This window comes from Blastopirellula sp. SH421 (genome assembly GCF_057808535.1).
In genome coordinates, this window is record NZ_CM173712.1 from 1,228,630 (window position 1) to 1,251,545 (window position 22,916).

A 22,916-nucleotide genomic window follows, 5' to 3' on the forward strand; every position below is an offset into this window, starting at 1 on the left:
CGGTGGTCGCATCGCTGCAAGTTCGTGTTCGTCCCGATCTGAAGATCGTTCGCCAAGAGGGGACGTTAGAATCGCGGTTTGTCGTCAAGGATCCGGTGACGCTCCGCTACTTCTATTTTGGTGAGCATGAGATGTTCATCCTGCGCCGGTTGGATGGTCAGATGTCGCTCGCCGAAATTCAAGCTGCCTACCAGCAAGAATATGCTCCGCTCAAGATTCGGCCGATCGAGATTACTTCGTTTTGCCATTCGCTCTATTCACGCGGACTTGCAATCGCCGGTGTGAACGGTGAGTCGCAGCAACTGCTCGATCGAGCGGACCAACAGCGAATGTGGCGGTGGTCGACGGCGCCGTTATCGGTGCTTTCGATTCGCTTGCCAGGCGTCGACCCCGATCGAGTGTTGAAGTCGGCGATTCCCTATTTTGCCTGGCTCTTTCATCAAGCGACGGTGACGCTGGTCTTGGTCTTGGCAAGTCTGTTGATGTTACTGGGCCTGTTGCACGCAGAGGAAATTTTTGCGCGATTACCGACGGCGCAAGCGCTCTTCCAGGGGGAGAATCTCTTCTGGATGGCGACAGCATTGGCGCTGGTCAAGATATTGCATGAACTAGGACATGCGCTGGCCTGTAAGCATTTTGGGGGCGAATGTCATCAGATCGGCGTGATGTTGTTGGCGTTTGTGCCTTGTCTGTACTGCGATGTGTCGGACTCGTGGCTCTTGCCACAGCGAAAGCGGCGGATGTTTGTAGCGGCGGCAGGGATGTATGTCGAGCTGATTATCGCTTCGATCTGTGCGATCCTCTGGTATTTCAGCGAGCCGGGGATGGTGCAGTCGATCTGCATCAGCGTGATGCTGGTCGCCAGCGTCAGCACGCTGATTGTCAACGGCAACCCGCTGCTGCGCTACGACGGATACTATATCTTTGCGGACTGGATCGACGTGCCGAATCTTTCGCAACAAGCGAGCGAAGCGCTGCGGCGACCCATAGCGCACTATTTTTCGCGTCGCACAATCAGCGAAGCGCCGCTTGACGCTAGCCTAAGTTTTTTACGCACTTACGCCATCGCTGCGCTTGCCTATCGGACAATGGTGATCGGCTTTCTGCTGTGGTTTGTCTATAAAATGTTAAAAGCGAACGACATGGCGCCGCTGGGCGACGTGGTGGTCATGCTGGTGTTGGCAGGTTTGTTGTTGCAGCCTGTGATCGGTTGGGTGCGATGGTGGAAACGTCCGATGGCGACCCGTGAACTACGAGGAAAACGTCTCGCTGCAGCGGCCATCGTTGGCGGCTTGCTACTGCTGGGGATGCTGCAAATTCGGTGGGCGGCGCGCGTGCAAGCGCCGACCCTGGCGCAGTTGGCCGATTCGCAATTGATTTACGTTCCGGTCTCTGGAAGGATCGAGTCGACGGTAGCGGCGGGCGATCAAGTCGCGGCCGGCGATCCGCTGGCCAAGCTGGTTAATGATGAGATCGAACTGCGACGAGTCGAGTTGAGCGGAGACTTGGACGAGCAGCGTCAGCATGTCGAAAACCTACGCCGCCAATTGAATAATGATCCGGCCGCGGCAGCGAAAATCCCGGCGGCCGTAGCGGTGTTGACCGATCTGCAACGGCAATTGGATGTGGTCACGCGCGATGCAGAACGACTGACCATTCGAGCTTCTCGTGCTGGAGTTGTCTTTCCGCCTCCACTGCGCGTCGACACAAGAGCGAGCGAACGTCAGCTTCCTACGTGGAGCGGCTCTCCGTTGGACCAAGCTAATCGGGGTGCGCTGCTCGAGCGTGGCCAACTGTTGGCGATTGTCGCTGAGACCAATCAGATCAAGGCGCAATTGCTGATTCATCAGCGCGACGTTGATCTGGTCGCCGTCGGGGACAAAGTCAAACTGTTGTTTGACGGGTTGACTGGCAACGCAATCAACGGACAGATAATCGAGATTTCGCGCGACGAGTTGCTCACCGCACCGCGCAACTTGGCCCAAGGCTCTGATGTGCCGATCGCGCCGGGAGAAGCGGGCGAAATGGTGCTGGTCGAACGAACCTATCAAGCAACGATTGAGCTTGATTCTCTACCGACTACCTTACTGCCGGGAACACGTGGCAAAGCGATTATTCTGGGACGCTCGCTCTCATTGGGTCAACGGATCTCACGCTGGATCAGCGGCAACTTTCGATTCGAGCTGTAGCGTTCAACCTCAGGTTTCCTACGGCAGCACAAAGACAGCGCCGGTGTAAAACGTCCCCATGTAGGCGGCTCCGCGCCAACTCCAGGGCAAACCATGGCGATCGTGCGGATTGTTGTCGCCGGGACGATAATGTCCCAGGGTATAAATCCGTTCGCAGGGAGGATTGACGCCGATCTTGTAAGGCAGCAGCAGCGTGTTACCGAAAAAGTGCGCCGCCGAGATTGCCGGCTGCACCACGCGATGACGATTGCCATACCGCTCTAAGTTGACTTCTTCAAAGTAAAGCGGGCGGTGATAAAAAGCAGGCGCTTCCCACATCGCAACTGATGGAGCCCAGGGGCGCTGGACGCCGTAAATGGTGTCAACTTCGGGGAATTCGGCGAACAGTTCGCCGGCGACGTTGGCTGGCAGTTTGACTTGATGCTCGGCGTTGGTCTGAAGCTCCGAATCACGATAGCCGGTGTTGATCGTGTAGGAAGTGGCCGGCCGGCGCTCTAGCAATGTTTGCAACTGTTCTGGCGTCATCGTGTTGAACGGATCGTGGCCGCTGGCGACCGAACGATAGAGTTCGCCGTACCGTTTGCCAGGGGGAAGAATATCGTCTTCTGTCACCATTTCGCCTGGGGGGACGATTTCATCCGGCGGCGGATCGACCGGGCCAAGTTGGGGGGGAGCTGTTTGGACAAAGGTGGCCGGTCGAATCCGGAATGGGGTTTCGCCTGACTCTGCACGGACTTCGCATGTAGCTAGCACGACTCCGCAGAGGGGTAATGCGATCAGCCAGAGGCTCTTAAGTTGACGCATTCTTCGTCTTCACCATGCAAAAGCAAATCGGGGCAAATCACTCCGTTTCCTCACGATCGGCGTTTGATTGCGGCATTATCCAGCCGTGGGTGTCCAGTCGTTACAACTTCCGCAAATTTGGCAAAATCGGTGCAATCGGAGTTTCATGCATCCCCCCTGAAGTAGGTTGGCGGGATTCTAACAGGCAGAAGCCGTAGGAATGAGGGAATTGCGACCTGGTTTCGTTGACATCGTCGAGAATCGTAATTTGAATGGGAAAATACGTATCTTTCGACAGCTAGAGGGGTTATGCGCAGTTGACGCATAACTTGCTGGCGATGACTCTCTTGCCATGCGCCGACCAGGGCCAGGCGAGCGACCGACCAAGGGCGCTACTGAATGAACCGCAAGCGAATCTTTTCTCGCTGGCAGAAGCGAAAACCGCGCCGTACAGATGGCGCTGCGCTCCGATTTCTTGAGCAGTTCGATACGAAGCTTCATTTTCGCGAGTTGGAACCGCGCGTTGTTTTGAATGCTACGGCGACCGTCTCGGTCGATAATATCCTGCAAATTGTCTCAGATAGCGCCGGCGACCAAGTCACTGTGCGCTATTACGATTCTGGCCCCGATACGTATTACGAAGCGACCGACCAAACCAACGCCGTACTCGCAACCGGCAAGGCTAGTGACATCGACGGTATCGAAATGAGCGATACGCTGGGTGTCCATTCGGATCAGCAATTGACGTTGCTCGATGACAGCACGTTCATCGATCCTTCGCTCAGCAAAGGTTTGATCACCAACGGCATCGAAACGGTTGCGTTTGCAGGCAGTAATGCTGGCGATTCTTGGACATTCGCGACGGTGGTCTCGATCACGGCTGATACCTACAACACGCAGGTGAATCAGGCAGGCGCCGATCTGCGGATTTCTGCGGCGACGCCGTTCAATTTGGCTGCAATCAACGGCGCCCAAATCGATGTCGATTTGCAGTCGAGCGCCAACGAGATATCGCTGCTGAACGTCAGTAACGGCGGCGATGTGAAAATCGCAACAGCAGTCGATCTCGGCGTGAACGGTTCGACTGCGGACTCGCTGCAACTTGTCGGTCCGAACGTCCAATTGGGCGCGGATGGACTGGCCTCTGTATTGGGCAAGTTGACGGTCGATGTCACCTCGGGAGGAGAACTCGATCAGCTTGGTGAGCTGACCATTACCGGCGCAACCAGTCTGAATGTAGGCGCCGGCAAAGTGACGTTGGGAAGCTCCAACGACTTTCAAGGGGATGTTGCGATCAATGCAATCGGCGGGTTGGACGCTGCGGAAGTGACGATCGTCGACACGAATGATCTGCAGTTTGCCGAGGTTCGCGCGACAAAGTTGACCGCAACCACCGGCGGAGATCTGACCCAGGCCAGCGGAACGACGATCGAAATCACGGATTACGTCGAATTTCAATTTACCACGACTGGCAATAAGCTTGATCTGCAAAACGTCGGCAATTTGCTGCCGTCGGACGATGCAAAATTTATCTTGAGCGGAGCCGAGAGCCCGCTCGATTTCTATCTGCGGAATGATTCGACGGATGCGGCCATTCCGCTAGCGATCGCCAATTTGGCGGCGACCGGCAATTTGCACGATTTGACGTTGATCTACCCCGAGAATCTCAGCGCGATCGCGCTGCCCACGATTAATATCACCGGCGACCTGGTCTATCGAGCCCAAGGAGACATTACGCAGGCTGTCGCGGCTACGATCCAAGTCGATGGGACCGCCAATTTTATCACGCTGGATAACCAAAGCATTTTGCTGGGCTTGGCCGGCAATGATTTCAACCAGATCTCAGCGACTGGCGCTACCCAAGCCAACCTGGTGGTCATTGACGATGACAATGGCGATCTCTATCTCGATCAGATTTACGCGAAATCGCTAGAGGTGAATGCCGCCGGACCAATCTTTAATCTTGCTGCCGCAAATCTGGTCGTTGCAGGAAACGCCAAGTTTGTTTCTGGCGACATGCTTGACTTGGGCGACCAGGCCGGCGATCTGTTGCAATTTGGCACGCTCACGTTTAGCACCAAATCCTCCGTTTCGATTGCCGAAAATGACGATATGAGCCTAGCCGGTTCCAGCAACGCCGGATCTCTGGTGTTGAAGACTAGCGGCCGAATCGAGAATGTCGCCGGAACCACGCTGCTGGTTACCAACAATGCGTCGCTGATCGCCGCCGATGGCGATGCGATGAATATGAACAACCAAATCACGCTAGGGCAGGGCGTTGGCGATGGTTTTGAGTTTGGCTCACTGACGTTTGACACGGTCGATGCGGTCAAGCTGGCTGTGATTGGCGAAACGACCCTAAGCGGCAAGAGCAACGCCGAATCGCTGGACTTGAATTCAAGCGGCGCAATTGTGAACGCGGCCAACGCCGATGTGAAAATCAGCCAAAACTCAGCGTTCACATCAGGGAATTCCATCACGCTGGGTAACGAAACCAACGATCTGATTCAACTTGGCTCGTTAACCTTTCAGTCGAGCAACGGCGTCTCGATCCGCGCAGATGGCGATACGGTACTCGCAGGTCTTAGCAACGCGGCAACGCTCTATCTGAACTCAACTGGATCGATCACCAACCAGGCCAACGCCGAGTTAAAGGTCAGCTTTAGCGCTCAGTTTGTCGCCGATGATGGCAATACCAAGAACGCCAACAATCAAATCACGCTGGGCGATCAGGCCGGCGACAAGTTTCAGTTCGCGTCGCTGAACTTTAATACGGTCGACGGGGTCTCGATCGCTGAAGATAGCGACATGTTGTTAGAGGGAACCAATACGGCCAGTTCGCTCCTACTGGACTCAACCGGCAAGCTAGAAAACAAAGCGAATACGAACCTTACCGCCAGCGGCGACGTCACGCTGATCGCCGGAGCCGAGATCGCAATCGGCAATCAGGCGAACGATGTGATTACTTTCGGCACGCTGAACTTTGCTGGCCAAAAGGTCCTCATCGAAGAAGATAACGACACGCTCTTGCGGGGGAAGAACGGGGCTGCTTCACTCGTTTTAAGTTCAACTGGCACGATCGAGAACCTCGCCGCAACTGAATTGAAGGTGACAGGCAACGCTACCTTTGTTGCAGCCGACGCCGACGCAAAGAACCTCAACAATCAGATTACGATCGGCCAGGGAATTGGGGATGATTTTGAGTTTGGCTCACTGACATTTGTGTCTGTCGACCAGGTGAGTATCTCCGAGACTGGCGACATGCAATTGAGCGGCGCAAGCAAGGCCGGTTCACTTGACTTGAGTTCAACCGGTTCAATCACCGATGCAAAAGCGACTTCGCTCATTGTGGATGCGACAGCGTACTTCACCGCGGTCAACGCGATCACGTTGACGAACGAACTGGGGGATGTGCTGCATGTCGGGAAATTAGCAACGTTTGCGTCGACCTCCGCCAAAGGAATCGCTGTTGGCTCGGCGGATGGGGACGCAAATTTCGGTTCGCTGACGTTCTTTAGCGACGACGGTATGCTGGGCTATGGCGCTGTATCGATCTGGGAAAAAAGTTCGACGGAACTGACAGGCGCGAGCACCGCAAGCTCACTAGAGTTGCAATCGACCGGAACAATCACGAACACCGATAGTACCTCGTTGGATGTCGACGGCAACGCCTCATTCAAGGGAGATTCGATTAGTCTGGGCGCGAGCTTGGGGGACTCGTTCCGGTTTGGATCGCTGACGTTCAACGCCAGCGGTAGTGTCAAGATCGAAGAAGACGCCGGGGGGAGCCTTCATGGGTCGCAAATCACCGGCTTAAATTCGGCCGCTTCGCTCGACTTGCAATCAGCGGGGGCGATCACAGATAGCGGTCCTACGACGATCGACGTTGCTGGTCCCGCCAGCTTTATGTCAAATGCGACCATCACGCTGGCCGATCAGTTGAGCGAATCGCTATTGGTGAAGGGATTAGCGACGTTTACGTCGACCGGCGGCCAAGCGATCAAGATCGGTTCGCCTGGCGGTACGACAAACTTGGGAAGTTTGACCTTCGTGAGTGACGACGGCAAGGGGCTGCTGGGCGCCGTTACGATCGAAGAAGATGACAGTACGCTGCTGACCGGCGTCAGCAAGTCCGGCTCACTCGATCTAACGTCAAGCGGTTCGATCAGCGACGCAGCGGCGACATCAATCACCGTCGACACGTTCGCGAATTTTACCGCTCAATCCAACATCACGCTGGCCGATACGGTAGGTGATGTGCTAGAAGTCACCGGCTTGGCGACATTCCAGTCGACCAGCAGCGACATCACGGTTGGTTCGGATGGCGAGGCCAACTTTGGCTCGCTGACGTTTGACGGTAGCGTGGTATCGATCCAGGAAGATAGCGATACGATTGTGGCCGGCTCGAATTTCGCTAGTTCTCTCGAACTAACTTCCGCTGATTCGATCACGGATGTCCCTGGTACTCTGATTGACGTCAATGGCTCGGCGACCTTTGCCGCCGCCGGCAAGATCATGCTGGCCGACAACGCGCTCGATACGTTGGACGTAGCTGGCCTTACGATGTTTGTCTCTCGCGGCGGCGCGACGATCGAAGTGGGGGTCGACAATAGTATCCTCCGCGGGACCGACAGCGGCGCTCTGGTGTTGCTGGGTCAACTGACGTTTGTCAGTGATGACGGAATGAATCTCCGGGACTCGGTGACGATTCGCGAAGATGCAGACATGGAGATCACAGGCGTTAATCTCGCAGCCGATTTGTTTTTGGCGGCCGATGGATCGATGATTCAAGTTGAAGATGGCAATTCTCTAACGGCGGATCGGATTGATCTGGATGTCATCGGCGATGGGACCACCGTCGGCGACGCGGTCTTGGAAGCGGCGCCTGGAGACGTGATCAATCTGTTTGGAGATACTGCGGCCAATCCGTTGGGTGAGCCGGTTTCGACCTTTCTGGCCGAAAATAAAATCGCCAACGCGGAGTTTCGCGCCTCAGGTGGCGGCGCCTTATCGGACATCTATTTTCGCAATATCAGTACAGCAGCCCTCTTTCCGGCATTGCCTAACTTGGTGACCGGCAGTTTGCGAATTCAGTTCACTGCGGCTGATCTGATCATCGACGACGATCTCCAGGTGGGCGATCAGTTGATATTAGAAGCACTGGGATCGCTCAACAGTATTACGGACGTTGATGGCGTTTCGATCAGCGCGACTGACGCAATCTTCGTCGCCGATGGCGCGATTATACTCGCAGATGAAGGGCTTAATACGCTCAAGATTGGGGTTGCGGCCGACGACAACGCCTTCTTCTATTCTCGCGCAGGACAAGACATTACGCTAGGCTCCAGCGACTCAGCGGGCACGGCCAGCGGCGCGACGGTCGAGTTCGCTTCGTTAACGTTCTTCAGCAGCGACGGCGCCACGATTCGTGGTGATGTTGTCATTCACGAAACCGATGCGACTTTGTTGGCTTCGCGGCGGTTCGACGTCGACGGCTCGCCGGTGATCTTTGTCAATCGCTCCGATTCGCTCGTATTAATTACCGATGGCGATTTGACCGACGCCGACTCGGACGGTTCGCTCAACGAGAATATCTTGCGAGCCAGCGTCGATGTCGCTAACAGTGCGGTGCTGATCGCTAGCGGCGAAATTAATTTGGCCGATCAGGCCTTGGTGGCCGTCGACGGCGTCGACCTGGGCGAATACTCGCTAGGCGTTAATGACGGCTCTGTTGATAACGACATTGCGTTGTTTGCAACGACAGCCGGCGGAAATATTCGCGTTGGCGTCGCTGACCTACTCGCAACTGATAGCGGCGCCTTGGTGCAGGTAGACGGCCTGACGTTCAACACGGCCGGCGGCAAGGGGAGCGTGTACCTGCAAACCGACAGCGAAACGCGGCTGGCCAATCGAGACTTTGCCGGAAATACCTATGAGAATCTAGCCAACGATCTGGTGCTGCGAACCACCGGCTTGATTGGATCGGCCGGAGGAGAGACGACGTCGGTCATCGGCGATGCTCGACTGCTTGCGACCGGCGATATTCAGTTGGTCAATGCCGACGCCGTGGCCCAGTTGTTGGTCGGCGGAAATGCTTTCTTCCAGTCAGGCAGCGCGGTGACCGTAGGAGGTAGCACGAGCGGCGTCAATTTTGGGACGCTGACCTTTGACGCCGTCGGCGCGGTTCAAATCAGCGAATCCAACGCCAGCAACAGCTTGGTCACTCCTGCCGCCGGAATGACAATCGTAAATACGCTTTTTGACGGCGGCAACGCGAATCACGCAGGCTCAGCGACGCTCGTTTCAGACAGCTTTATCGCAGACGCAGCGATGACAAAGATTGTCGTAAACACTTTCGCCTCTATGACGGCCACGACAACGATTACTTTGGCTGACAATGTCGCTGACAGTCTGACCGTTATCGGCGACGCCGCTTTCACGTCGCTCGGCGGCAACCAGATCGACATCGGCGTGACGCCGACCACAACACTCGCGACCGATCGCGGAACCGATAGCGGCGCCCATGTAGAGCTAGGCTCGCTTCAATTGAACAGCGTCGGCGGCGACGTGACTGTTCATGAAGACTTGGGGATGCTGCTCGCTGGAACCAGCCAAGCTGATACGCTGGTCTTGGTTACTAATCAAGGTGACCTGCGCGATCGCAGCCTGGCCAGCGTCGTGGTTACCGGCTTTGCAGAGTTCCATGCCGAACTGAATGTCGTACTGGCCGATCAAAAATCGGATCAGTTGATCGTCAACGGTAACGCATTGTTTACCTCCGGCAATCCCACTTACTTTGCGACCCCAGGCGTTAGCCGCGAAATCAGCGTGGGGGTCATCGATGTGGGAGCGGCGACGAATCCCAATGCAGCAAGCCGCGGAGTCGAAAGCGGCGCCAACGTCACCCTAGGAAGCGTGACCTTCTTTGGCTTTGCTAACCTGGACGCCGGCGCCCAGGTGACGATTCGTGAAGATGACTCGATGGTGCTCACCCATGCCGTGCGACGCGAAGGAGGCGGAGCGACAGAGATCACCAACTTTGCTCAGACGGCGCTGTTGATCGCCGATAATGCCGCCAATACTGCGACGATCTCTGATTTTCAAATCGACGGCGTGGGCGGTACGTCAATCGAAACGACTAACTATGCGATCTTTCAGGCAGATTCGCACATTGTGTTGGCCAGCGATGCGGCGGATACGTTTACCGTTGGCGGCAACGCTTACTTCGCGTCGCTACTGGGAGACATCGATCTCGGCGTTGTGGCGAAGAGCGTTAATGCGCTTGATCGCGGCGCAGACAGCGGAGCCAGCGTGCAGTTAGGGACACTCACGTTTCAGGCCGCGCTCGGCGATGTCACCATTCATGAAGATAGCAATACGACGTTAGCCAGCGGCAACCCATTGCGAACGACCGGTAACGCGGCGAACTCTTTGGTGCTCGAGAGCAGCGGTTCGATTGACGATACGCCTGCGACTACACTGGTCGTCGCCCAACTTGTTGTCGCACCGATCGCTGGCTCGGCCGACGATCAAGTTGACGGCTTGGCGATTTTGCGCGCTGTTACCGATATTCACTTGGGCGATTCCGCAGGAGATTCAATTGATTTGCGACGCTTGTCGCTGCAAGTGGGCGGCAATGTTTCACTGACAGAAGCTTCGGTCAGTGACGGCGGCTTGTTGCTGGTGGACGGTTCGCAAGCGACCGGCACGCTGGCGCTGCAAACCAGTGGCCAACTGGTGCAGATCAATGACGAGCGAACCGGCGCCGCATTCAGCTTGATCGTCGCTGATCAAGCACTGTTGGTCGCCGGCGGCGCGATCGTGATGACGCAAGTCGACTTCCAACAGGCGACCCTTCAAGCACACGGGACGTTGCAGGTAGCGCCGGGGGCGACGCTCAACGCCACTGACGTCGCGAATAGTGGTTTGTTGGGGCGGCGCACGACCGATGCAATCTCCAGCTACTTGCCCGATTCCAATGACGACACCTTCGCTCCCAAAGGACCCAGCACTACGCCGCAGACGCAGACCAATATGGATGGCGCTTATTCGGTGGTGTTGTCGGATGTAAATAACCTGACAGTCAAGTTGGTGACCGACGCGCTGGGAACCATCGCCGCCGATCCCGTGACGCTCGCATTTGAAGTCGCCGGCAGCAATAGTATCGCGACCGCCAATTTCACGCCGGCATTGTCGGCGGTAACGGTCAACGCCGGACATCTGTTTGTGCAGACGACAGGCGATTTGACTTTTGGTGAAGAAGCAGCCGATCCGTTGGACAATGTGGTCGTGTATGGCGAAACGCGAATGACCGGCGGTGGAGTCGCCAACAATGCGTTCACAGCGTTGGCCGGCGGCACGCTAAGTATTGCCGGAGACGCAATGTTGGTGATGCGGTCAGCGGCCGATTTCTATCTGTTTAATGACGCCAACAACACTTTGACCCCTTATGTCGGCGGCGGACTGGCCGATTCGATCGGATCGCTGGGAGCGGTTAGTTCGTTTGCGACGTTTGTCGATGTCGATACGCAGCCCGGCTTTATCGAAGTGGGTCAGTTTGGTCCGATCTATCAGCGCACAGCCCAAAGCCCCGGTCCTGATGCTTCTACTTCGCAAATCGCCAAAGGTATTGGGTTTGGTCAGTTCCAAGTCAATGCGACGATAACGAGGCTGGGAGATTCGTCAACGCTCCAGGTTGACGGACAACCGGTCTATGTCGAACAAAACCAGCGTGTGTTGGTCGATTGGGGCGATGGTTCGCAAGAAGTATATTTGTTTCAAGATCCAATCAACGGCGCCCAAACGTTGCAGCATGTTTACAACTCGGGATTCGCTTTCTCCGAGCAGCGGGCGACGGTCACGATTACCGCCTTCAATGATCCGCAGATCAATCTGTATGACAACGTCGTCAACGAGACGACGTTCCGCGATTTAAACTCGGTGACGGATACGTTTGAAGTGGTGTTCCCGCTCGGCATTCAATTTGCCCCCGAGTCTCCGCCGTTCGAGCTACCGGTGGCTCCTGAGGTTGCGCCGGTCGCCCTGTTGCCGGATACGGTCTTCGCCGTGACCACAAATTCGACCTTCAACTCTGACAGCAGTTCGCTGAATCAGGTGCAGGAAGTCGTGGTTGTGATCGTGAACGCGTTGGATGAAGAAGTTGGCGAACGCATCGTGCTGCAAGGATTCAGCACGATCGAAGAGGTCAAACAATACATCCAAGAGAATACGCGGTTCTTGCCGGGCCGCTACAAAGTTTCGATCTTGCTGGCCGGCCAACAAGAGCCGGATGTCTATTATTTTGAGAAAGTCCCTGCCGATGCTCTGGAGGGAGCGGGCGGCGGCGCCTCGTACGGCGAGCGATTGGATGATCAAGTCAAATCGACGACCCCCGATTTGCCTGTTGATGCTTCGGCGGAAGAAGTCTGGGCCGTGCAGTACGAAAAATGGTTTGACGCCGACGACGCAGCGCCTAGTCAACTGCACGGGGGAGACGCAGAGGATGCTTGGCCAGCCGATCTTTCTGCCGAACTACTTCGATCGGATCTCACTGAAACGACTCCAGAGCAATCGTTACTCCGCAGACGCTGGATGCTGTCGGGGGGGATCGGTGGGGCTTTGCTGATGGCCGCGTTTGCACTTCATCCCCAAGCGGATCGCGAGCGTACGGCGGCGGTAGACGAAGCGTTGGAGAAAGAAGCTCTACTGCCCAGCGATTCTCAGCAAAGTCTCTCGCGTCGCCGCTGGAGACGACGTGTTCGATAATTTGGGCGCAAAACGGTCGATTTCTCGCCTCTACACCGAGAAACGCCAGTTTTGTTGGTGAATCAATGAGCTTTGATTTATGATCGAATGGTACCGAATGCGTGATCGATCGCGCCCGATTGCACGACTTCGTCTTCCCTCTCCAATCCCAACAGCAGCTGCCTCTTTCGCTTAATACTTGATCGTCGGAAAGCTCGTTCATGTTTGTGTGCCCTCAATGTACCGTCCAGCTGACCGATGCTCAGCAAGGGGAAGGACGCTGTCCTGAATGCGGGGCTGCATGGGCTGCCGACCCGGCGATCGGCAAAACGATGGATCTGCCTGACAGCGGAGATATTGGTCAGACGTACGATTTTGATCTGGTGGGTGACGCGGTCGAAAAATCAGCTTCAACCGCTGAGTCGCCGGTCGACGCGACTTCTCCAGAAAGGTACGGCGGAACGATCGAGCTTGACGCTGCGCCGGGGGACGACTCGGACGTTGGGATGCAAACGTTTGAACTGACCGACACCGCAGAGCCGCCGACTCCGCCGCGCAGCATTTTGCAACCACCCACTTCCGCCGAAGCGGAGCCTGATCAGCCCCCGAATGACGATCAGTTTGGGTTTTCGTTGTCGGGCGATTCTTCCGCCAAATCAGACCCCGCCGCCGTAAATCGCACAATCGATCTTCCACCGCTTGATGAACTGTCGCCTGGCAATACGATCGATCTTCCCGACCACCGGTCCTTCCCGCAGAACACGATCGACCTTTCGGGAAGCGGCAGCAATCCGATCTTTGGGCAGACGATGGATTTGCCGAGCGATCAACCAAATCGCACCATCGACTTGCCGCCTGCGAGTAATGTCGGGCAAACGGTGGATAGTGTCGGCGGCTTCGACTCTGAGTTTGATCCTGTCATGGGATCAAGACCGCTGTCTGCGGATGGGGTGCGCAAATATTGGGAAGGGGCCGAGAACCCCGGCGACTCGCCGCTGACTTCGCTCAAAACGGCGACAGTCGCCAGAGGCCGGGAGTTAGGGGTCGAAATTCGCGAGCGAATTTTGGCCAAAGACCCGCAGCCAGGCCAATCGTCGGACTATGAGTTAATCAATATCCTTGGCGAAGGGGGGATGGGAACCGTCTACGCGGCCGATCAAAAATCGGTGCGTCGCCGCGTGGCGATCAAGACGCTGAAAAACAAGGGTGGCAAACGCAAGGACGATCGGGCCAAGTTTCTTAGCGAAGCGGTGCTGACAGGTTTTCTGGATCATCCCAACATTGTGCCGATTCATGAACTGGGGCAGACCAGCGACGGCACTCTCTTCTATTCGATGAAGTTGGTCAGCGGCACTCCCTGGAACGAAGCGATTCGCGGCAAGACCGAATTGGAGAACCTTGAATACCTCGACCGCGTTTGCGACGCCGTCGCATTTGCGCATTCGCGCGGGGTGATCCATCGTGATCTCAAGCCCGAAAATGTCATGCTGGGCGAGTATGGCGAAGTTTTGGTCATGGACTGGGGACTTGCGGTTGATCTCAATCGCGGCGACCACTTTAGTATGGGAGGAACGCCTGCCTACATGTCGCCAGAGATGGTGCGTGGCCCGATCGAAACGATCGGGATCGGCAGCGATATCTATCTGCTGGGCTCAATCCTGTTCGAGATTGTCACCGGGACGCCGCCGCATGCCGCCAAGACGGTGACCGAATGTTTGGTGGCCGCAGCGGAAAACAAGATCACTCCAGTCGAATCAAGCAGCACGCTACTAAAGATCGCGCTGCATGCGATGGCGACCGAAATTAGTGATCGCTACTTCTCAGTCGCTCAATTTCAATCGGCAATTCGCGAGTATCAGTTCCATTCGCAAAGCTTAGGACTCGCGTCGCGTGCACGCGAAGATCTCGACGAAGCGCAGAAAACGCAAAACTACGAGCAATTTTCTCGCGCCCTCTTCGGCTTTCAAGATGCGATAGAGCTTTGGCCGAAGAACGAAGCGGCGATTGTCGGGTTTCGTGATGCACGCCGCGCCTATGCCGAATGTGCGTTGGCCAAAGCCGACTTTGATCTTGGCTTGCAACAGTTAGAAGAGACCGATCCTCAGACTCGGTCGCTGTACGACTCGCTGGTGCGGGGGAAAAACGATCGACGGCTCGCACAGTCTCGCAAACGTTTTGCGCAAATGTCGGCGATCGCGGCCATGTTGTTGTTGATGGTCGGCGCTGTCGCATTTGGCGTTGTCGTCTATGGCAAAAATGCAGCGATCGCGAAAGAACGGGATAAGGCGGAAGGGCAGCGTCAATTGGCCGAGTTGAGCGCGAAGCAGGCGAAAGAGAGCGCAAAACTTGCCAATATCGCCAAGGATGAGGCGCTCAAGGCGCAGATGGAAGAACTGACGCAGCGCAATTTGGCGGTGCAAAAAGCGGAGGAAGCGCGCAAGAGCGCCGACGAAGCCGAGCTGGCTCGTAACGAGGCGGAAATGTCTCGCGATGAAGCGGAAATCGCTCGCAATGAAGCCGAGATAGCCCGCAACGAAGCCATCTTTGCGGCGGTCTTTTCGCGGATTGGTTTGGCGCAAGCCAAGATCGAAGCGAACGACATCGGCCGTGCGATTGAGTTGCTTGAGCAGATTCCTCCTCGCTTCCGCAATTGGGAATGGGGTCATCTCTACGATCGATGTCACGCCGATGTACCGCAGATTGATGCGCTTCGTCCGATCACGGCGATTGCTTTATCTCCGCAAGGGGATCTTTCGGCTGTAGGGGGAACCGATGGAATTGTTTCGCTCTATTCGCAAGCTGCCGGAGCGCTGGCCCAAAAGTCCTTGGATTTGCAAGGTGCGTCGATCACTTCGCTCGCTTTTGCTCCGACCGGGGACTACTTGCTGATTGGTTCGGATGATCGGCGGCAGCCGCTGCTCGCTTGGTTTCCGGCCACGGGTGAACAGCAGGAAATCGTCGTCAGTAATCCATTTGTGCTCGCCAAAGATGACATCCGCTATCGCGTAGAGCGTATCGCTTTTGAGTCAAAAAGCGGCGTCGCCTATGTCGCGGCGAGCGGCTTTTTGTTCGCGCTCGCTTCACCGGCGGCAACTCCCAAGCCGCTCCGATATTTCAGCGATGGTTTGAACGCTGTGAGCCCTGCTTGGGATGGCGCTACGCTGTTGCTGGCAGGCGGAAACAGCCGTCGCGGTCGACTAGAAACGCTTGATCTAGAAACGAATGAGACGACTGCGGAAATCACGTTCAGCGAAATCCCGATCGCAGCTTGTTGGATTGCCCCCGGCGTCGCCGCCGTGGCGACCAGCGACGGAGCGATGTCGACTTGGACCGTGGGCAATTCAGAGGTGTTGGAATTTGACCGCTTAAACTCGCGCGTGAATACGCTCGACTACAATCCGCAAAACGGCTTGCTCGCTGCTGCGATGGAGGATGGATCGATCTGCGTGTGGAATCCTGCGGACAATTTAGCTCAGCCGACGCGCGGCAAGACGCTCCGCGGACATTTGGATGTCGTCAGCTCGGCTCGCTGGAGCAAGGATGGCAAGACGCTGGTCTCGGGAAGCGCCGACCAACGCCTACGTTTTTGGGATTACGAAGCGTATCGCGATCAATTGACCATTGCCCACGACCATAGCGTTTTGACCGCGGCCTATTCCAGCGACGGACGTTTGGCCGCAACCGGAGATAGCGGGGGAGTCGTTCGGATCTTCCAGCCAGGTTTGTTGAACGGCGGCAAAGTGTTGGAGCTGCGCGAAGGAGACTGGTTGGCCGAAAGTCGTGCGACCGAATTTGGCGCTCAGTTTATTGGACCGAATCACTTGGTGACTCAGATCAGCGGAGTCGGCGCCGCCGTCTGGCAACTGGACTCGACGCAACTGGTCAACACCTTTCCAGTGGGCGGCAATTCAGTCGCGATCGCAGCCTCTCCTACCGGGGATCGATTTGCTTTGCAGGATGGAGCAGCAGAGTTACTGCGCATTCGCGACTTCGCGGGGAACGAGACAACGATTCCGCAACCGGCGAAGGCCTGGGGACTCGATTTCTCGCCCAGCGGAGAAAAGCTTGCCGTCGCCAAATTGGTGATGGCCTCAATCTATGCAACGCAACCCGTTGGCGAACCGCTGCTCTGGAAGCGGGCGATGAACGGAGTAAAGCAAATTGAATTTCTCGACGAAAACTTGGTCGCCATCGGTGGTGCACGCGGTTCGGAAGGGGGAGTGATCCTCTTTGAGACCGAAACGGGACGACAAATGGACGAGTTCCGCGCCGGGGAAACCGAGTCTTACCAATTCTTCGCAATCTCGCCTGACCGCAAGTCAATTGCAGCCCTGTTTCGCCGCGGCGAAGGGGATGAGCATGTCGTGAAAATCTGGCGTCCCGGTTCCGAGTCCACCGCTGCAATTACTGTCCCTTTTGAAGTTCGCTCGTTGGCGTTTACAACAAGCGGAAATCTGTTGCTGGCCAATGATCGTGACGTCAAGTTGTGGGACTTGCAGAGAGAACCGCAGTCGATCGCCGGAGTTGCGCAGCAAGCGGCCATAAGTGGACGTCAGATTGGCGGAGTCGTCGCTTCGCCAACCAACGAGGATGAACTTGCGATTTATTACACCAACCGTGACGTCGAAATCTGGAATGTCATGGGAGGCCGCGTGCAGCGATTTAACTCGGCGCGTCCGGTAATCTACGTCGGATTCTCCAGTGATGATACAGAAGTAATCGCCGTACATAGCGATGGCATGATCCGACGTTGGAGCGTGATTGACGGCAAGAAGATCGGGCAAGTGACCACCTCGTGCAATGACGTGACTTCGGCCGCGCTGCAAGGGAACAAATTGGCGATCGCCTGTCGCGATGCAAGTTTGACTATCTTCGACTGGCGGACAGGGCAGCGAACTGCGGAAGCGAAACTAGCTGCGGCCGCCCTCGCAATGACATGGGCCGCTGTTCCCTTGGATCGCTTGGTCGCCGGTTGTGTCGATGGTCAGTTGCGCCTGGTTTCTGGTGAGAATGCCCAGCCGATTGGTGAGCCGTTCGGAAAGCATAGCGGAAGCTATTTGGGAGTCGCGCTGGATGCCGCCGGCCAGCGGCTGGCGGCTGTCAGCACCGACCGTAAAGTGCGTGTCTGGCTAGAAGTCGACCTGGCGACCGAAAAATTGGCAGATCCGCGCACCCACGAAGGACATTCGGCCGAAGTCAACGCAGTCGCGTTCTCGGCAGATGGTCGTCGACTTGTGAGCGGTAGTTCGGATAGCATGGTCATTGTCTGGTATGTGGATCGCCCCGACAAAGATCAGTCACTGCTTATGCGAGAGATTATGCCTTTGCGATCGCACCAAAGGGGGATTAAGGCAATCAAGTTTTCGCCGCAAAAGACCGAGTTGATGACAGCCGGCGATGATGGCCGGGCCACGGTTTGGTTTGCCGTTGATTGGCACGCAGAACAAAATGCTCCGCAGCCGCAGGCCGAAGCTCAATAAGCAACGGTTGGATTCGGTAAGCCGCGGGCAAATTAGAAAAAAGTTGTGATTGTTTCCCTGCTTTTTGCCACGACCGTTTGGTAGAAATTGGGAATAATAGAGAACGAGAAGAAGGTCGAATGGATTTTGCCCCTTCGCGTTTCGCCTTCCGTGACTAGCGAACCGAGAGAACAAGACCGTGCGATGCGCGCTTAATATCTATGCCGGACCGAGCGCCGGACAACGAATCTGGATCGGGGACGGGCAGACCATCAAAGTCGGGCGGACGAACGCCGCCGAGTTCCTCATTCCCAGCGATCCGCATGTCTCGGGACTCCATTTTGCCGTAGAACTGGTCGACGACCAGCTGATGCTGACTGATTTGAAGAGCCGCAACGGCACTTACCTGAATGGTGAACGCGTGACCCAAGCGGTCGCTCTGCATGATGGCGACGTCGTCACGGTTGGCAAAACCCATTTACAGGCGGCGATCCCAGGCGAAGCGGCCGGTTCTGGTTCTGGCTCACGCTCTGGTTTTGGATCGCGCTGGTTTGATGAGCAAACAGCCCAGGCAATGAAAGATGAGACCAATCAGGTTCCCAAGCCGCCGGCTGCGCCACGTTATGATTCTGATCTAACCGAGTACCTGCCGTCCCTTGCCGCCAAAGCGGAAATGGTCGAAGCGGCCGACGAGTCCGATCAAGTCATCGATCACTACTCGCGTCTCTCGAGTGGTGACTTCGCCCAACTCCGTCAAAAAGCTGGCTACGGCAGTCAGCCCCAGGTCGAACCGCCGGCCAAACGGGTTGAGCAGCCGCTTCAACGAGTCGATCCACCGCTGGTGCATGGCGCTCATCCGGCCGCTTCCGGCGCCGCAGATCCAGGGCCGCTGGACTACGAATCAGGGATCGCTCCGTCTGGTTTGAACTACTTTACGCAACGCGTCGTGGTCGATCCGATCGCAGTGGCTCGTTACATCGGTCAAGGTCGTAGTCTGTACGCCGTCGTTAATTTGACTCGCTTGCCGGGGGATGATCGCAGTACATTTTATCGGGACGCGACCGCACATGGCGCCGTACCGATCTCTGATAATCAAGTGGTATTGGATGATCGCAGTTTGGCTCATTTTGAAGCGACGGTTCGCTCTATCTGGGGACGAGACGCGGTCATCTGTCTCGCCAGTCGAGCGAGCAAATTTGCCTTTGTCGCTCATGCACTGCGAATCGCCGACAAATTGACCTATCCCAGCGAGTTACTGGAATCGCTCTATACGAAGTCGTCGCACGGCGCCCAAGATCTGTTCCAAGACGTTTCAGCGATCATGCTTGAAGTCGATCGCGGCGCCGGGTGGGCAATCTTTAAAAACGATGCCGAGATTCGAACCTGGCGCACGCTAGGCATGCCGTGCCCGCCAGCATCTGCCCCGCATAGTCCGTAGCAAAGAGCCTGCAGCAATCTATCTCGCGGCAATTTTCAGCCCGATTCGACGCGGGGGGATCAATCGCGAAAAATAATTCGTTTCGCTGTTTGAACCTCGTTCGTTGACGGAACCGCTCCAAAGGCTCTCCCGGGCCCAGGTGGTTCGGCCGCGTTCCACCACATACCGCTGAGAGCTACTTGCAAAATCCGCTCTCGCTCTTCCTCTCTGCCCTCGAGATCAATTTTTGCAAAATTCAAATTATCGGAACATTTTTGCAATTCTCTCGGACACTAAAAAAGCGGGTTTGATCTATTGACGATGCATTAGATGACATGTAAACTAAGTGGAACGAAAGGAGTTACAGGATGTCTACAGGTCGATTGCAAGATGAGATCAAAAAGCGTGACCCATTTGCTTCAGCCGAGCAAGAAGCGACGCTCAATCTCTTGCGCACTAGTGATCAGTTCCAAAATCGGTTTGGGCGTCTCTTTCGTAAATATGGGTTGACGTCGTCTCAATACAACGTGCTTCGCATCCTGCGCGGTGAAGGGAAGCCGCTCCCTAGTTTGGAAATCGCCGAACGGATGATTCAGGTTGTGCCCGCGATCACTGGTCTGATTGATCGCTTAGAGAAGCATGGTCTGGCCGAACGTCGACGGTGTGTTGAGGACCGTCGAGTCGTCTTTGTCGGGATCACTGACAAAGGGACAGCTCTGCTAAGTGAGATGGATCAAACGGTCAACGAGACCCACATTCAATTGATGGGACATCTTTCGCCAGCAGAGCTGACAGAGCTGAGTCGCTTGCTGGTCAAGGCCCGCACATCCCTGGCCGTCGAAAAGGAAAAAGAAACGGACGCGTAACCACCGGTCCTTTTTTTTACTCAAATAGTTTACGTGTAAAATAATGTTGTGAACTTTAAACGAGGCAATGACGATGATCCAAATTCGCAAAGCTGCTGATCGTGGCCACTTTGATCACGGCTGGCTCAACACTTACCACACTTTTTCGTTCGGCGAGTACCATGACCCGTCCCAGATGAGCTTCCGTTCGTTGCGGGTGATGAACGAAGACTGGGTCTCGCCTGGTCAAGGTTTTGGAAAGCATCCGCATCGTGACATGGAAATCGTCACCTACGTTTTGTCCGGCGCGCTAGAGCATCAAGACTCGATGGGAAACGGCGAGACGCTTCGTCCCGGCGAGTTTCAACGGATGTCGGCAGGCTCAGGCATCTTGCACAGCGAGTTCAATCCGTCCGCAGAAGAACCGGTGCATCTTTATCAAATCTGGCTCTATCCCGCTGAGAAGGGAATCGAGCCGAGCTACGAGCAGAAGAGTTTTCCGGCTGCAGATCGCCAGAATCGGTTGCAATTGGTCGCTTCGCCGCATGCTGACGAAGGTTCGCTGCGGATCCATCAAGACGCCCGTATTTACCTGGCCGACCTCTCCGCCGGTGCAACAGTCGAGCATCCGCTGCCGGCCGAGCGACATGCCTGGCTGCAAGTATTAAAAGGCTCGGTGAAGCTGAACGGGCAGTCGTTAGAAACCAGCGACGGAGCTGCGATCAGCTCAGAAAGTTCGGTCCAAATCAGTGCTGTGGACAAGGCCGAAATCATGCTGTTTGAGCTGAACTAACATCGTGTCATTTACCAAATATCCATCACGCTCATCCAACCGCTCCAGGAACAAAGTCCGATGAACATGCCCCTGACTCCCCTTGTTTCGATCGCTGGCCGTGTGATGCTAGCTACCATTTTTATCTTAAGCGCGGTCGGCAACAAGGTTCCAAATTTCGAGAGCGTCGCCGCCCACATGGAGTCGGCCGGCGTGCCTGCTCCCCATTTGATGTTGGCCGGAGCGATCTTGTTTTTGATCGTCGGCGGCGCGACGGTCGCAGCCGGTTATTACGCGCGGATTGGCGCCAGTTTACTGCTGATTTTTTTGGTGCTAGCGACTTACTACTTCCATGATTTTGGAATCTAGAAGGTGACGCGGCGGAGCAACAAATGATTCAATTTATGAAGAACTTGTCGATGGCTGGAGCGATGCTCTTTATCATCGCCAACGGTTCTGGCGCCGGTAGTCTTGACGGATCCTCCGCGCCCCAGACTGCAGCCGATCCAAGCGAGTCGTTGGAATAGCGACGTTGAGTTGGCCAGAGGAAAAACAGTCTGTTGAAAAACCAACAGACTGTTAAGCATGCTCGACTTCTACCGAGTTCACGACTTCGATTTCGGATGCGATCGAGCGGGCAACTTCTTGGGCCATTTGCTTCTGATAAAAACTATCTACGCGGCCAGCAATCACGATCCGATCGTCAAGAAATTCGACCTGTAATTGGCGAAGCGGAAAGAGCGGACTTGCGCCGAGTGCGGTACGAATCCGCGACCGCACGTCTTTTACATTAGAGCTAATCATCCGTGGATTGTTCCTTGCGACGAGTCTTTGCTGCCGGCACTGACTAGTGGGTGGGAGTTTCCGGCGCACGCGAGCGAGGCAAAATTCGTTTTGCGAGGACTTCCATGAAGATTAACGCCGGAATAGTTGTTGTATGTCTTTGCCGGCGGTGTGGTCAACCACTTTTTTAGAAATGTTAATCTAATCGCTAACTCTTCACGCTAGCATCGCATCAACCAACGATTCTACGTTCCATCAATTGGGCGATGACTTGCGCGGCAAGTTGCTCGGCAGGCGCCGATCCGCCTGCCAAAGTGATCTCAGCAGCTAGGGGGGCTTCATACGGATCATCAATCCCCGTCATCCCCTTGAGCTCACCGGCGCGCGCCTTTTTATAGAGCCCTTTCGGATCGCGGCTTTCACATACTTCAAGCGGCGTATCGACAAATACTTCGATGAAATCCCCCTCGCCGCCGCTCGTTTCTAAACGCTTCCGGACCAGATCCCGGTCTTTGCGATAGGGACTTACAAACGCCGCCAATGTGATTAGTCCAGCCTGACAAAAGAGTTCGGCGACTGCGCCGATGCGGCGGATATTTTCTTCCCGATCGGCAGGACCAAAGCCCAGGCCAAACCGCTGTGCAAAATCGGCGTCATGCGATTGAGCCAACATCGCCGTCGATGGATTTAGTCCATGTCTTACGTTGTCGCCGTCCAGCAGAAACGTTCGTACTCCCCGCTCGTGCAATTGGCGATCCACCAGATTGGCGATCGTGCTCTTGCCGCAACCGCTGAGCCCGGTAAACCAAACAACGCATCCACGATGACCATTCAGACGTTCGCGATCAGCACGGGTAACCGCATGGTCGTGCCAGGTGACTTCAACTTTTTCCATCGCTCTTGCTTCTTCCGCTTTCACTTTTG

At 55.8% G+C, this 22,916-nt stretch carries 11 protein-coding genes; 8 read left to right on the forward strand and 3 right to left on the reverse strand.

Features of this window, described 5'->3' with window-relative positions:
* Positions 1–2: 2 nt before the first annotated feature.
* Entirely contained in the window at positions 3–2,189 is a 2,187-nt protein-coding gene (locus SH421x_RS05080) for a site-2 protease family protein (RefSeq protein WP_488854315.1), read from the forward strand.
* Positions 2,190–2,207: 18 nt separating this feature from the next.
* On the opposite strand, the gene SH421x_RS05085 is transcribed toward SH421x_RS05080, so the two are convergent.
* A complete protein-coding gene (locus tag SH421x_RS05085) occupies positions 2,208–2,993 on the reverse strand; it encodes a hypothetical protein (RefSeq protein ID WP_488854316.1) in 786 nt (261 codons plus the stop codon).
* A gap of 378 nt (positions 2,994–3,371) precedes the next feature.
* On the opposite strand from SH421x_RS05085, the gene SH421x_RS05090 reads away from it, so the two are divergent.
* The 7 genes from SH421x_RS05090 to SH421x_RS05120 all read left to right on the forward strand — a co-directional run bounded on the left by SH421x_RS05090 (position 3,372) and on the right by SH421x_RS05120 (position 21,736).
* A complete protein-coding gene (locus SH421x_RS05090) occupies positions 3,372–12,737 on the forward strand; it encodes a hypothetical protein (protein ID WP_488854317.1) in 9,366 nt (3,121 codons plus the stop codon).
* 200 nt (positions 12,738–12,937) lie between these two features.
* Positions 12,938–18,196, forward strand: a complete 5,259-nt coding sequence (locus SH421x_RS05095) for a WD40 repeat domain-containing serine/threonine protein kinase (RefSeq protein ID WP_488854318.1) — start codon at positions 12,938–12,940, stop codon at positions 18,194–18,196.
* A 178-nt stretch (positions 18,197–18,374) separates the two neighbouring features.
* Positions 18,375–19,613: an FHA domain-containing protein gene (locus SH421x_RS05100; protein ID WP_488854319.1), complete on the forward strand. Its 1,239-nt coding sequence runs from the start codon at positions 18,375–18,377 to the stop codon at positions 19,611–19,613.
* Positions 19,614–19,960: 347 nt separating this feature from the next.
* Entirely contained in the window at positions 19,961–20,458 is a 498-nt protein-coding gene (locus tag SH421x_RS05105; RefSeq protein WP_488854320.1) for a MarR family winged helix-turn-helix transcriptional regulator, read from the forward strand.
* 73 nt (positions 20,459–20,531) lie between these two features.
* On the forward strand, positions 20,532–21,230 hold the full coding sequence (locus SH421x_RS05110; protein WP_488854321.1) for a pirin family protein: 699 nt from the start codon (positions 20,532–20,534) through the stop codon (positions 21,228–21,230).
* Between the two features lie 60 nt (positions 21,231–21,290).
* Positions 21,291–21,578 (forward strand): DoxX family protein, encoded by a 288-nt coding sequence (locus SH421x_RS05115; RefSeq protein WP_488854322.1) that lies wholly within the window; start codon positions 21,291–21,293, stop codon positions 21,576–21,578.
* 23 nt (positions 21,579–21,601) lie between these two features.
* Complete coding sequence (locus tag SH421x_RS05120; protein WP_488854323.1) at positions 21,602–21,736, forward strand: hypothetical protein; 135 nt, start codon at positions 21,602–21,604, stop codon at positions 21,734–21,736.
* 52 nt (positions 21,737–21,788) lie between these two features.
* Here SH421x_RS05120 and SH421x_RS05125 read toward each other — a convergent pair whose 3' ends face one another.
* Positions 21,789–22,013, reverse strand: coding sequence for a BON domain-containing protein (locus tag SH421x_RS05125; protein WP_488854324.1), 225 nt, complete (start codon positions 22,011–22,013; stop codon positions 21,789–21,791).
* 211 nt (positions 22,014–22,224) lie between these two features.
* The gene (gene cysC, locus SH421x_RS05130; protein ID WP_488854325.1) at positions 22,225–22,887 is read right to left on the reverse strand and encodes an adenylyl-sulfate kinase; all 663 of its coding nucleotides are present in this window, start codon (positions 22,885–22,887) and stop codon (positions 22,225–22,227) included.
* Positions 22,888–22,916: the final 29 nt, after the last annotated feature.

What these genes read in the sequence shown, in the direction of transcription:
- cysC (WP_488854325.1), bottom strand. Translation starts at nt 22,887, where the DNA reads ATGGAAAAAGTTGAAGTCACCTGGCACGACCATGCGGTTACCCGTGCT.
- SH421x_RS05125 (WP_488854324.1), bottom strand. Translation starts at nt 22,013, where the DNA reads ATGATTAGCTCTAATGTAAAAGACGTGCGGTCGCGGATTCGTACCGCA.
- SH421x_RS05090 (WP_488854317.1), top strand. Translation starts at nt 3,372, where the DNA reads ATGAACCGCAAGCGAATCTTTTCTCGCTGGCAGAAGCGAAAACCGCGC.
- SH421x_RS05105 (WP_488854320.1), top strand. Translation starts at nt 19,961, where the DNA reads ATGTCTACAGGTCGATTGCAAGATGAGATCAAAAAGCGTGACCCATTT.
- SH421x_RS05110 (WP_488854321.1), top strand. Translation starts at nt 20,532, where the DNA reads ATGATCCAAATTCGCAAAGCTGCTGATCGTGGCCACTTTGATCACGGC.
- SH421x_RS05095 (WP_488854318.1), top strand. Translation starts at nt 12,938, where the DNA reads ATGTTTGTGTGCCCTCAATGTACCGTCCAGCTGACCGATGCTCAGCAA.
- SH421x_RS05120 (WP_488854323.1), top strand. Translation starts at nt 21,602, where the DNA reads ATGATTCAATTTATGAAGAACTTGTCGATGGCTGGAGCGATGCTCTTT.
- SH421x_RS05115 (WP_488854322.1), top strand. Translation starts at nt 21,291, where the DNA reads ATGAACATGCCCCTGACTCCCCTTGTTTCGATCGCTGGCCGTGTGATG.
- SH421x_RS05085 (WP_488854316.1), bottom strand. Translation starts at nt 2,993, where the DNA reads ATGCGTCAACTTAAGAGCCTCTGGCTGATCGCATTACCCCTCTGCGGA.